Source organism: Kitasatospora sp. NPDC001527 (assembly GCF_040298605.1).
Taxonomy (GTDB): domain Bacteria; phylum Actinomycetota; class Actinomycetes; order Streptomycetales; family Streptomycetaceae; genus Kitasatospora.
This window is the reverse complement of record NZ_JBEPAM010000029.1, coordinates 1-12062: the sequence shown is the minus strand read 5'-3', so window position 1 is coordinate 12062 and position 12062 is coordinate 1. Positions and strand designations below refer to the sequence as shown.

Here is a 12062-nt window from a genome sequence, read left to right as displayed (position 1 = left end):
TCCCGCCCTCACCCTCACCTCCGGAGCCTGCCGTGACCCGCACCGCCCGCCCGCGCCACTACCTGATGTGCCGTCCGACCCACTTCGAGGTCAGCTACGCGATCAACCCGTGGATGGACCCGGCCAAGCCCGTCGACACCGGCCTCGCCGTGGCCCAGTGGGAGCGCCTGTACGAGCTGTACCTCGACCTCGGCCACCGGGTCGACCTGATCGACCCGCTGCCCGGCCTGCCCGACATGGTGTACGCGGCGAACGGCGCCACCGTCGTCGACGGCCGGGTGCTCGGCGCCCGGTTCCGCCACCCCGAGCGGGCCGCCGAGGGCCCGGCGTACCTGGAGTGGTTCCGGGCCCGCGGCTTCGCCACCCACGACCCGGTGCACGTCAACGAGGGCGAGGGGGACCTGCTGCTGACCGACCGCTACCTGCTGGCGGGCCGGGGCTTTCGCAGCGTCTCCGCCGGGCACGCCGAGGCGCAGGAGTTCCTCGGCCGCCCGGTGGTCGGCCTGGACCTCGTCGACCCGCGCTTCTACCACCTCGACACCGCGCTCAGCGTGCTCGACGGCGACCGGATCATGTACTACCCGGGCGCCTTCTCGGCCGGCAGCCGGGCGGTGCTGCGCCGGCTCTTCCCGGACGCGGTGCTGGTGGGGGAGGAGGACGCCGAGGCGTTCGGGCTCAACGTGGCCGGCGACGGGCTGAACGTGGTGCTCCCGGAGGCGGCCACCGGCGTCGCGGCCCGGCTGCGCGAGCACGGCTACCGGCCGATCGGGGTGGACCTGTCCGAGCTGCTCAAGGGCGGCGGCAGCGTGAAGTGCTGCACCCTGGAGATCCGGCACGCGGCCTGACCCGGCCGGCCGGCCGTCAACGCTCCGATCAACGCTCCGATCAACGCTCCGATCAACGCTTCGAACAACGCTCCGGTCGGAGCTCCGGTCAACGCGGCCGATCGACGCACGCTGCTCCTGCGTCGATCGGCCGTTGAACGCCCCTTGCCATGCTGATCACGTCAGCCGGGGAGAGCCCGGCACAGCCCCTTCCCGGCAGGGAACAGCACCCGAGGAGCAGTCATGGCGAAGCGCTCGATCACCGGTACCGCCCGGATCAGCCTGGCCGTCGCGGGCCTCGGCCTCGGCGCCCTGCTCGCCCTCGGCGCGGCCGGCACCGCGATGGCGGACGGCGCGACCGGCACGGGCACCGGCACCACCGCCCCCACCGCCACGCCGACCCCGACCCCGACCGACGGCAGCGGCCACTCGGACTGGAACAGCACCGGCTCCTGAGCCCCGCCCGCCCTCACGACCGCACGCAGAACCGTTTCTGCCACCCCCGCACCACCCGCCGCTCAGGGATCCACCAGCGCGAACGCCGGCTCCGCGAGCAGCCCCGCCACCTCGGCGGCCTCCGGCAGCCCCAGCCGCCGGAAGATCGCGAGCGCCTCCCGCAGCCTCGCCCCCGCCTCGCCCCCGCGCCCGAGGTCCGCCAGCGCACAGCCCAGCACCACCAGCGCCTGCGCCTGGTCCCGCTCCGCGCCCAGCTCCACGCAGAGCGCCAGCGCCTGTTCCGCGTGGTCCAGCGCCTCGTCCGCCCGGCCCAGCTCGCGCAGGCTGTCCGCCAGCCGGTAGCGCGCATGCGCGGCCCGGTCCCGCAGACCGGCCGCCACCGACACCGCCAGGCACTCGCCGAACCAGGTCACCGCCTCCTCGTGCCGCCCCAGCGCGTGCAGCGCCAGCCCCAGCACGTACAGCGTGTACGCCCGGCCCGGGTCGTCCTGCCGGGTCCGCAGCTCGGCCAGCACCTCGTGACAGATCGTCACCGCCTCGTCCGCCCGCCCGCTGCGCACCCGCGCCAGCGCCGCGTTCACCGTCGTCACCAGCGCACCCGAGCGGTGCCCGAGCCGGTTGGCCAGCAGCAGCGCCTCGTCGTAGTGGTCCACCGCCTCGTCGTAGCGGCTCAGGAACTGGCAGATCAGCCCGAGGTCGTTGAGCGCCTGCCGCAGCACCACCGAGTCCCCGGCCGCGCGGGCCGCCTCCACCGCCCGGCTGGACGCCGCCTCGGCCGCGTCCAGCCGGGTCGCGGCCAGCGCGACGTTGCCGCGCAGGAAGTGCGCCCGCCCCTCGGCCCGGCCGTCGCCGTCCCGGGCGGCGGCCTCGGCCAGCGCGTCGGCCGTCGCGGCGAGCTGACGGCTCGGCGGGGTGAGCACGAACGGGGTGAGCGCGATCAGCAGGTCGATCGCCGCCCGCAGCGCCGCGCCCCGCCCGGTGGCGGCGTCGGCGGCGACCTGCGCGGCCAGCGCCACCGCGCCCGTCCCCTCGACGGCCGCCCACTCGCGGGCGGCGTCGCGCCCCGGCAGCGGGACGCCGGGGGAGCGGGCCGGGCCGAGCGCGCCCGCCGCCGGGTCGCCCGGCACGGCGTGCTGGAAGGCGGTGCAGGCGGTGGCCAGCAGGTGGTCCAGCAGCCGGTCCCGGGCCGCCACCGCCTCGGCGCCGTCCGCCTCCGGGCCGGCCGTCCCCCCGCCGCCCGTCCCCCCACCGGGGCCGGGGCCCTCGGCCGGTCGTCGGCGCGCGAACGCCCGCAGCAGGTCGTGGTACCGGTAGCGGCCCGGGAACGGCGACTCCACCATCGCCACGTCCACCAGGGCCTCCAACAGGTCCTCGGCGTCGTACTCGTCGAGGTCCAGCAGCGCGGCCGCCGCCGGCAGCCCGATGTCCGGCCCGTCCACCGAGGCCACCAGCCGGAACGCCCGGGCCTGGTCCTGGGCCAGCTGGCGGTAGCTCAGTTCGAAGGCCGCCGCCACCGCGAGGTCCCCGATCCGCAGCTCGTCGATCCGCCGCCGCTCCACCTGGAGCCGGCGGCTGAGCGTCTCCACCGTCCAGCCCGGCCGGGCGGCCAGCCGGGCGGCCACGATCCGCACCGCCAGCGGCAGGTGCCCGCAGGCGACCACCAGCTCCCGGGCGGCGTCCGGCTCGGCCGCCAGCCGCCGCGCGCCGATCGTGCGGCCGAGCAGGTCCAGCGCCTCCTCCGGCTGGAACACGTCCAGGTCGACCTGCACGGTCGCCGGCAGCCCGGCCGGCCTGGTGCGGCCGGTGGTCAGCACCGCGCAGCCGACCGCGCCCGGCAGCAGCGGGCGGATCTGGGCCGCGTCCTTGGCGTTGTCGAGCACCAGCAGCAGGCGACGGCCGTCCACCACCGAGCGGAACAGCGCCGAGCGCGCGTCCAGCCCGTCCGGCACCGCGTCCGCCGCGACCCCGAGCGCCACCAGGAACCCGCTCAGCACCGCCTCCGGGTCGGCCGGCACCGGATCCGAGCCGCGCAGGTCCACGTACAGCTGGCCGTCCGGGTAGGCGTCCCGGACGCGGTGCGCCACGTGCAGCGCCAGCGCCGTCTTGCCGACCCCGCCCATGCCGACCACGGTCGCGACCACCAGCGCCTGCGGGTGGCCCGGCGCGCCGCCCGCGCCGTCCACGCCGTCCGCCGCGGGAGCGGCCAGCGCCTCGCACAGCACCCGCACCGGCGCCGTCCGCCCGGTGAAGTCGGCGGCGTCCGGCGGCAGCTGGGCCGGCCGCGGCGGCGCGCCGGACGGCCGGACGGCCCGGCCGGGGGCCGGCGGGCCGTCGGCGGCGCCCGCCTCCGCGCCGTCGGCCGCCTCGGCCTGCCCACCGGCCGGGCTCTGCGCCGGGGCCGGGGCCGGCCCCGCCACCGCCGTGCCCGGCGCCACGGCCGCCACCGCACCGCCGGCGGGCGCCTGCGGGGCGGCCAGGGCCGGATCGGCCTCCAGGATCCGCCGGTGCAGCTGCTCCAGCTCCGTGCCCGGCCCCACCCCCAGCTCCGCCAGGAACAGCTGCCGCACGCCCCGGAACACCGCCAGCGCGTCCGCCTGCCGCCCGGCCTGATACAGCGCGCGCATCAGCAGCCCGTACGCCCGCTCGTGCAGCGGGTGCTCGGTGGTGAGCGCGGTCAGCTCCGGGATGCACCGCGAGTAGCGGCCCAGCGTCAGGTCCAGGCCGATCCGCTCCTCCAGCAGCGTCAGCCGCAGCTCCTCCAGCCGCTGCCGGTGCCGCTCCGCGAACGGCCCGGGGATCCCGGCCAGCGGCTCGCCCTGCCACAGCTCCAGCGCCTGGTTGAGCAGGTCGCGGGCGCGCAGCGGCTCGGCCCGGGCGGTCCGCTCCGCCTCGGCGGCCAGCGCCTCCGCCTGCGCCGCGTCCACCGCCAGCTTGGGCAGCACCAGCCGGTAGCCGTCGCCCATCGAGACCAGGACGCTGCCCGCCGCCTTCTCCCCGGAGGCGCCGGGCGCCCCCGGCTCCCCGGGCTCCGCCGCGGGCTCCACCGCGTCCAGCACCTTGCGCCACCGCCACGCGTACGTCCGCACGGTGGTCATCGCCGCGCCCGGCGGCTCCTCGCCCCACAGCGCGGCGATCAGATCCGTGGCGCTCGCCGAGTGACCGGGCCTCAGGAGCAGGACGGCCAGCATCGCCTGTTGCTGTGGGCTGCCCACCTTGAGCGCCGTCGCGCCGCGGTGAGCCCGCATCAGACCCAGTACGGAAAAACGGAGATCGCCCATCCTGCCCCCTGCTGCCCAGGACAGTGCCCGCCCCGCTCGTGCACATGTCAGATTCTCTGTGACGCTATCAACCACAAGGTCACGCGCGGTGTCGAGACTCCGTTGAGCCTGTGGTGACCGCGCGTTGAACCCGACCGGCCAGAATCACCGTGCCGGGGCCCGCCGGAGACGGTCCGGTCCGCCCCTCCTTCACCTCCCGCGACCGGATACCCCCAGTGCCCGGCCGTGCTCGCCCCGCCCTCGGCCGTCGGAGGCGTCGGGCGCCATGACGATACCTTCGGAGGCGGACGTCCGTGAACACCGCTTTGCTGTACAACCTGCTCGACGTCGACCCGGCCGACGGGCCGGCCGAACTGCTCCACCGCGCCCGCGGCAGCCGCCACCTGCCGCACCTCGTGCTCTCCGCCCTGGCCCGCGACGACGTCCGGATGGGCGAACCCGCCCGCGCCGAGCTGCGCCGCGCCCGCACCCGCGCCGACCACTACGCCCGCCTCGCCCACGACCTCGCCCGCTCCACCGGCGTGCGCGCCATTCACGGCATCCCGCTGGCCGGCTACTACCCGGCCGACCTGCTCCGGCCGCAGGCCTCCCTGGACCTGGTCGCCCCCGGCGAGGCCGCGCTCTGGCAGGCCGTCGTCCGGCTGGTCACCGACCACCCCGTGGAGACCGTCGACGTCACCCTCCTCGGCGACCGCCCGCACCACACCGCCGTCACCGTCCGCTGGCCCGCCGAGGACCCGCTGCTCGACCCCTGGTACCGCGTCCACCTCACCACCGCGGCCCTGCCCGGCGACCGCGCCACCGTGCCGGTCCGCCCCTACCTGGTGGCGGACGACCACGTCGAGTGCCTGATCGCCCTCGCCGAGGACCGCCTGCACCACCCCGCCGAGGAGCTCGACCCGCTCACCCTCCTCGACCTCTCCTGTCTCACCCACCAGCCCTACGAACCCGCCGAGACCGCCGCCGTGCTGGCCGCCTACCGCCTCGCCCCCGAGGCGGCCGCCCTGCTCGACCTCGCCGCCCCCCGCCTCCCGCTCGGCGCCCTGGCGGCCGTCCGCACCGCGCTCGCCCCCGAACTCGCCCCCGAGCGCCGCCGCCGCGCCGAGGCCGCCACCGGCCCCCGCCTGCCCCGCCGCAAGGGCACCCTGCTGCGCCGCACCGTCATCCGCCACACCTGGGACGAGGCCCGCCTGCTGCCGGGCCCGGACCGCGGCACGCTGCTGCTCACCCCGGTCGCCGACTACCTGCTCGGCCCGGCCGACCGCACCGCCGCGCTCGCGGCCCTCCAGCAGTGGGACGCGGTGCAGTGACCGCCGGTCAGTCCTCGATCTCCTCGGCCTCGCCCAGGTCCTCCAGGCGCACCGGCCGCAGCCCCTCGAACCACACCCCGACCCCGTACGGCTCGCAGAGCGGCAGATCCCCCTCCGCGAACCGCAGCATCCAGCCGTCGGTGTAGACGTTCACCTCCGGGGCGTCCAGCGCCGCCTGATCCTCCGTCACGCCGCACGCGGCGCAGACGAACCGCCGGGCCTCCTCCACCGCCTGCTCCAGGTGCTCCAGCACCTCAGCGAGCAGTCCGAGATCCACCGCCCCGACGTCCTCGCCCGCCTCCAGCATCACGTTGACGTCCACCGCCCACCGCTCCGGCTCGGCCACCCCCCACACCGTCAGCCCACCCGGCCCGTCACACACCCGCACCAGCGGCCCCACACCCATGCTTCGCCTCCGCAGTCTTCGCCTTCGCCACCCGGCTCCCCGACCCCTGCATCATCCTCCCAGGGCGAGGTGACGGCCACGCGGTGGGGCCGGCCCCTTCCGTGCGTGCTCGCGCGGCGCCGCGCGCCGCCGGAGACGGGACTGCCGGTCCCGACCGGAGGATCCGCGAACTCCCCGGGCCGTAGGCTGACATCACGGGCATTCTTCGACGGGAGGCGGGCGGCATGGCGGACGATCGGGTGGCCGGGGTGCGGGCGGAGCTCGGGGTGATCGGCGGGTCGGGGCTGTACGCGCTGCTGGACGACGTGGTCGAGGTGGCCGTGGACACGCCCTACGGGGCGCCGAGCGACTCGCTGTTCGTCGGCGAGGTGGGCGGCCGGCGGGTGGCGTTCCTGCCGCGGCACGGGCGCGGGCACGGCATCCCGCCGCACCGGATCAACTACCGGGCCAACCTCTGGGCACTGCACGCGCTCGGCGTGCGGCAGGTGCTCGGGCCGTGCGCGGTGGGCGGGTTGCGCCCGGACTACGGGCCGGGGACGCTGCTGGTCCCGGACCAGTTCGTGGACCGCACCGCCGCCCGGGCGCAGACCTTCTACGACGGCGTGCCGCTGCCGGACGGCTCGGTGCCCGGCGTGGTGCACGCGCCGATGGCGGACCCGTACTGCCCGGCGGGGCGCGCCGCGGTGCTGGGCGCGGCGCGCGGCAGCGGCTGGGAGCCGGTGGACGGCGGCACGCTGGCGGTGATCGAGGGCCCGCGCTTCTCCACCCGCGCCGAGTCCCGCTGGTTCACCGCCAACGGCTGGTCGACGGTCGGCATGACCGGCCACCCGGAGGCCGTGCTGGCCCGTGAACTCGCCCTCTGCTACACCTCCCTGAACCTGGTCACCGACCTGGACGCGGGCGTGGAGAGCGGCGAGGGCGTCACCCACGCCGAGGTCCTGGAGGTGTTCGGCCGCAACGTCGACCGGCTGCGCACCGTGCTCTTCAAGGCCCTGGAGGCGCTGCCGGCCGTCCGCTCCTGCCCGTGCCGGAACGCCCTCGACGGCTTCACCCCCGGCCTGCCGGGCGTGCCGGGGGAGTGAGGCCGGCGCGGCCGGTCCCCGGCCCCGGGGCTCAGCCGTCGAGCAGCGCCCGCAGCCACCGCTGCTCGCGCTGCTCGATGTACCCGGTGTTCGCCAGCCAGGTCTCGCCGTGCCCCTCCTGCCACAGCCGCGTCCACGGCTGGACGCCGAGGCCCGCCCGGGCGCGCAGGAAGTCGTGCATGGCCCGGGTGCGCCGCCCCAGCGTCGGGACCAGCCGCCGCCGTTCGTCCTCGTCGAGCCCGTAGGCGTCGACGAAGGCGCGCAGCCGCTCGGCGGCGTCGGCGCGGCCGTGCGCGGGGTCGGCGGCCAGCGGGACGAAGCCGTGCGCGGCGTAGGCGAGGTCCCAGAGCCGGGAGCCGGGCGCGGCCGTGTCCCAGTCGATGAACGTCCACCGGTCCGGTCCGTCGTCGACCACCAGGTTCCACGGCGCCAGGTCCTGGTGGGCGATGATCTCGCCGTGCCCGGCCCGCGCCGGGTCGTCGCGCATCAGCACCTGCCACCGGGCGTCGGCCGGCGGCGTGAAGCCGGCCACCGCGTCGTGGAACTCCCGGATCAGCCGGGCGACCCGGGCCAGCCGGGCCACCGGGTCCAGCAGGGCGAACCGCTCGCCGTCCCCGACCACCCGGCCCGGCACGAAGCTCAGCACCTCGCGCCCCTGCTCGTCGATGCCCAGCGGACGCGGCGCGGCCCGGAAGCCCACCCCGTGCAGATGCGTCAGCAGCGCGTGCACGGCGGGCGTCCACGGCCCGGCGGGGCGGCGCACGGTGTCCCCGACGCGCACGACGCCGGCCGTGGCGTTCCCGCCCGTCAGCCGCTCCTCGCCCCCGTCGGGTGTCCGCCCTCCGCCGTTCGGCTCTCGTTCGCTCACGCGCGGACGGTACCGCGCCCGCCGTCCGGCGGCATCCGGATTTCCGCCGTGCGCGGAGCGCTTGGCCCGAAGGTCCGCTGTCACCCGCGTCAGGATTCTGACAGCATCTCCCCCATGGAGATCCGCCGCGTCACCCGCGCCGAGGACGTCCAGGCCGCCGGGCACCTCTTCGACTCGCCCCCGCTCCCCGAGGCCACCGCCCGCTTCCTCGCGGACGACCGCCACCACCTGCTCGTCGCCTACGTCGACGACGTGCCGGCCGGGATGGTCACCGGCGTCGAGACCACCCATCCGGACAAGGGCACCGAGATGTACCTGTACGAGCTGGGCGTGGACGGGAGGTTTCGCGGCCGCGGCATCGCCCCGGCCCTGACCGCGGAACTCGCAGATCTCGCCCGCGCCCTGGGCTGTTACGGCATGTGGGCGGTCACGGGCGGCGACAACATGGCGGCGCGCTCGGTGTACCGGCGCGCCGGGGGCGTCGCGGAGCCGGGGGCGCAGGAGGTGCTCAGCTGGTCCTTCGACGAGGCCGATCCCGCCTTCCCCTGAGAAAACCGGGTGGCGGACCGGCCCGCCGCCGACGACCATGTCCCGCATGACCGAGCAACCCGAACGCTGGACCGAGGCGACCGTCTACCCCGACATGTGGATGGACCCGGACGACGACCCCCGCAACAACGAAGGCCCCAGTCCGGACGGCGAACTGGCCACCCTGCGGGAGGCGATCACCAACTACCGCCTCACCCTGCGCCTGAAGTGCCAGGGGCTGGACGCCGAGCAATTGGCCCGCCGCTCGGTGCCGCCGTCCACGATGTCGCTGCTCGGCCTGGTCCGCCACCTCGCCGAGGTGGAGCGCGACTGGCACAACTGGATCACCGACGGCGAGCCGCGGCCGAAGCTCTACGGCCCGCGTGACGCCGACTTCGACGGTGCCGTCGCCGACCAGGCCGTGGTGGACGCCGCGTTCGCCGACCTGGCGCGCGAGCAGGCCGACCTGGACGCCACCCTCGCCCGGTACTCCGAGGACCTCGGCACGCGCCTGGGCCGCGAGAAGCTCTCCGTCCGCGAGGTGATGGTGCACGTCATCGACGAGTACGCCCGCCACTGCGGCCACGCCGACCTGCTCCGCGAGTGCGTCGACGGCCGCGTCGGCCAGTAGGACGGGACGGGACGGCCGCGGCGGCAGGGCGGCAGCGGGATGACGGTCGCCCTGCCGGTCTGACGACGGCGGGGCCGGGCAGGCTCCGGGAGGACCGGCCGTTCCCGGCCCCGTCGACATCGAGGAGCGCCCATGACGATCACCCTCCGACCGGGGAACACCGTGATGTTCACCGGCGATTCGATCACCGACGGCCTGCGGCGGCAGAGCGGGGACGGTCTCGGGTTCGGCTACCCGGCGCGCGTCGCGGGCGAGTGGGGCCGCCGCCACCCCGACCGGCCGGTGACCTGGCTGAACACGGGGAACGCGGGCGACAAGGTGATGGACCTCGAAGCCCGCTGGAGGGCGGACGTGCTCGACGCGCGCCCGGACGTGCTGTCGGTCCTCGTCGGCGTCAACGACGCGGGCTGGCAGACGCTGCACCCGGAGGACGGGCGCGCGATCCCCGTGGAGGAGTTCGAGGCGGGCTACGACCGCCTGCTCGCGCCCCTCGCCGAGGCGGGCACCGGGCTGATCCTCGTCGAGCCGTTCCTGCTGCCGATCCACGGCGTCGTCGAGGCCGGCGCCGTGCTCGTCGGGGAGGTGGAACGCGCGCGGTGGCGCGCCGACCTCGACCCGAAGATCCAGGCCGTCCGCAGGCTCGCCCGCCGCTACGGCGCGCTGCTGCTCGCCGCCGACGGCATGTTCGCCGAACTCGCCGCGAAGGCCGAGCCGGAGCACTGGGCCGCGGACGGCGTGCACCCGACGTCGGCCGGCCACGCCGCCCTCGCGGCGGCGTGGCTGGGCCGGGTCGCCTGAGCGCAGGCGCAGGCGCGCGCGTGGGCGGGGCCGCGTCCGGTGGGACGCGGCCCCGCCCACGGGTCACCAATTCACTCTCAGCGCACCGGCTGCGGAGCGGTGCGCGCGGGCCGGGCCACCCGGTCGGCGCGGCCGGGCGCGGCCGAGGCCGCACCGAGCGCCGTGCCGCGGGTCTCCTCGGCCCAGAGCACGGAGACCAGCAGGCCGCACGCGGTGACGGCGGCGGCGATCAGCATGGTCGGACCGGTGCCGATGCCGCTCAGCGACAGCGGCAGCAGGAAGGTGCCGACGGCCGCGCCGATCCGGCTGACCGAGGTGGCCACGCCCACGGCGGTGGCCCGGACCTCGGTGGGGAACAGCTCGTTGGGGTAGGTCCAGTCGAGCACGTTCGGCCCGCCGCACAGGAAGGCGTACGCGCACAGCGCGACGACCACGACGGCGGCCGGGGCGTCCGGCCACAGACCCAGGACGGCGAGCGGGACGATCATCAGCGCGAAGGAGCGGATGATCACCGGCCGGCGGCCCCAGGTGTCGATCAGGCGCAGCGCGGGGTAGCAGCCGAGCAGGAAGACCAGGCTGATCAGGCCGGTGCCGAGGGTTTCGAGCACGGTGCCGCCCGGCATGCCGAAGGCCTCCAGGAGCTGCGGCCCGAAGGTGAGCATCGCGAACAGCGGGCCGACCTGGCAGAGGAAGAACAGCCCGCAGAACAGCGTCCGCCGCCGGTAGGGCGGGGTCATCAGCAGCCGCAGGCCGGTCGGGGCGCCGGGGGCGGTGGGCTCGGGCATCAGCTCGCGGCCGTCGACCTTCACACCGAGGTGCTTCTCGACCAGGCGCACGGCCTCGCCGACCCGGCCGTTGGCGGCCAGCCAGCGCGGCGACTCGGGCGAGCCGCGGCGGATCACCAGGAACACCACGCACAGCAGGGCGGAGCTGCCGAGCATCCAGCGCCAGCTGCCCGGTCCGCCGAACGTCAGGAAGAGGTAGCCGGTCAGGTAGGCGAGCACGGCGCCGGCGTACCAGGCGACGATCTGCTGACCGAGCAACCGCCCGCGGTGCTTGGCGGGCAGCCACTCGGCGAGCAGGGACGTCGCGATGGGGTAGTCGGCGGCCACCGCCATGCCGAGCACGAAGCGCAGCAGGGCGATCGCCCAGACCGCGTCGACCCAGAAGGACAGCACCGAGCAGACGATCATCACGAGCAGGTCGGCGGTGTACATCACCTCCCGCCCGATCTTGTCGGTCAGCACGCCGAAGAGCGCGCCGCCGACGAACATGCCGACCAGCGCGGCCGCGCCGATCAGGCTGACGTCGGCGGTGGAGAGCCCCAGTTCGGGGCGCATGCCGATGAGGGCGACGCCCACGATGCTCAGGATGTACCCGTCGAGCAGCGGTCCACCGGAGCAGGCGAGGGCGAGCCTGCGGTGGAAGGCGGTATACGGGGCGTTGTCGATGGTGCGCGACATTCGTTCGGGTCCTCCGGAGCGCACCGCGTGCAACTGCACGCGTGCGCCGCGTAGACGGTCGTTGGCGGCCCGCCGAGGAGGCCGGGCCACTCGCCCGGGGTCCACCAGGCGACCGTCCACAGTTGCCCGGCGCCACACCGTGACCCCCGGGGCCGAAGGTCAGCGGAAAACAGGGCGAAAGTCCTGAATCGGACGGGCCCTCGGCCCGTACACAACGGCCTTCCGCCCCGCAATACCGGGCCGCACCCGCCCCGGGAGCGCCTCACCCCGCCCGATGTGACCCTCGGCACTCCGGCCTCCGGGATCGGGCCCCGGAGGCCGAATTCGCTCGCCCCGTGGTCGCTGCATCATCCGGAGAAACGGCCCTGCCCACCGACGGAGCCACCGTCGAGATCCGCCCGGTCACCGCCGCGGACCG

11 protein-coding genes are annotated in these 12062 nt (G+C 76.0%); 7 read left to right on the top strand and 4 right to left on the bottom strand.

The window, feature by feature from the left end:
- The first annotated feature begins 32 nt into the window (after positions 1-32).
- Both ddaH and ABT238_RS24130 read left to right on the top strand, forming a co-directional pair.
- Entirely contained in the window at positions 33-845 is an 813-nt protein-coding gene (gene ddaH / locus ABT238_RS24135; RefSeq protein WP_350787795.1) for a dimethylargininase, read from the top strand.
- A gap of 222 nt (positions 846-1067) precedes the next feature.
- Entirely contained in the window at positions 1068-1280 is a 213-nt protein-coding gene (locus tag ABT238_RS24130; protein WP_350787780.1) for a hypothetical protein, read from the top strand.
- Between the two features lie 62 nt (positions 1281-1342).
- On the opposite strand, the gene ABT238_RS24125 is transcribed toward ABT238_RS24130, so the two are convergent.
- Positions 1343-4525, bottom strand: coding sequence for an AfsR/SARP family transcriptional regulator (locus tag ABT238_RS24125; RefSeq protein ID WP_350787764.1), 3183 nt, complete (start codon positions 4523-4525; stop codon positions 1343-1345).
- A 326-nt stretch (positions 4526-4851) separates the two neighbouring features.
- On the opposite strand from ABT238_RS24125, the gene ABT238_RS24120 reads away from it, so the two are divergent.
- Positions 4852-5868, top strand: coding sequence for a hypothetical protein (locus ABT238_RS24120; RefSeq protein WP_350572417.1), 1017 nt, complete (start codon positions 4852-4854; stop codon positions 5866-5868).
- A 7-nt stretch (positions 5869-5875) separates the two neighbouring features.
- On the opposite strand, the gene ABT238_RS24115 is transcribed toward ABT238_RS24120, so the two are convergent.
- Positions 5876-6274 (bottom strand): hypothetical protein, encoded by a 399-nt coding sequence (locus tag ABT238_RS24115; protein WP_350572416.1) that lies wholly within the window; start codon positions 6272-6274, stop codon positions 5876-5878.
- A 224-nt stretch (positions 6275-6498) separates the two neighbouring features.
- Between ABT238_RS24115 and ABT238_RS24110 the strand changes: the two genes are divergently transcribed.
- The gene (locus ABT238_RS24110) at positions 6499-7356 is read left to right on the top strand and encodes an S-methyl-5'-thioadenosine phosphorylase (RefSeq protein WP_350787729.1); all 858 of its coding nucleotides are present in this window, start codon (positions 6499-6501) and stop codon (positions 7354-7356) included.
- 31 nt (positions 7357-7387) lie between these two features.
- Here ABT238_RS24110 and ABT238_RS24105 read toward each other — a convergent pair whose 3' ends face one another.
- Entirely contained in the window at positions 7388-8224 is an 837-nt protein-coding gene (locus tag ABT238_RS24105) for a phosphotransferase enzyme family protein (RefSeq protein ID WP_350572414.1), read from the bottom strand.
- Between the two features lie 114 nt (positions 8225-8338).
- On the opposite strand from ABT238_RS24105, the gene ABT238_RS24100 reads away from it, so the two are divergent.
- The 3 genes from ABT238_RS24100 (at position 8339) to ABT238_RS24090 (ending at position 10181) form a co-directional block, all read left to right on the top strand.
- Positions 8339-8773, top strand: a complete 435-nt coding sequence (locus ABT238_RS24100; protein ID WP_350572413.1) for a GNAT family N-acetyltransferase — start codon at positions 8339-8341, stop codon at positions 8771-8773.
- A 46-nt stretch (positions 8774-8819) separates the two neighbouring features.
- Positions 8820-9383: a DinB family protein gene (locus ABT238_RS24095; RefSeq protein WP_350572412.1), complete on the top strand. Its 564-nt coding sequence runs from the start codon at positions 8820-8822 to the stop codon at positions 9381-9383.
- A 132-nt stretch (positions 9384-9515) separates the two neighbouring features.
- Positions 9516-10181, top strand: a complete 666-nt coding sequence (locus ABT238_RS24090) for a GDSL-type esterase/lipase family protein (RefSeq protein ID WP_350787669.1) — start codon at positions 9516-9518, stop codon at positions 10179-10181.
- Between the two features lie 77 nt (positions 10182-10258).
- Here the strand turns inward: ABT238_RS24090 and ABT238_RS24085 are convergent, their stop codons facing one another.
- Positions 10259-11644, bottom strand: coding sequence for an MFS transporter (locus ABT238_RS24085; protein WP_350571997.1), 1386 nt, complete (start codon positions 11642-11644; stop codon positions 10259-10261).
- Between the last annotated feature and the right edge of the window lie 418 nt (positions 11645-12062).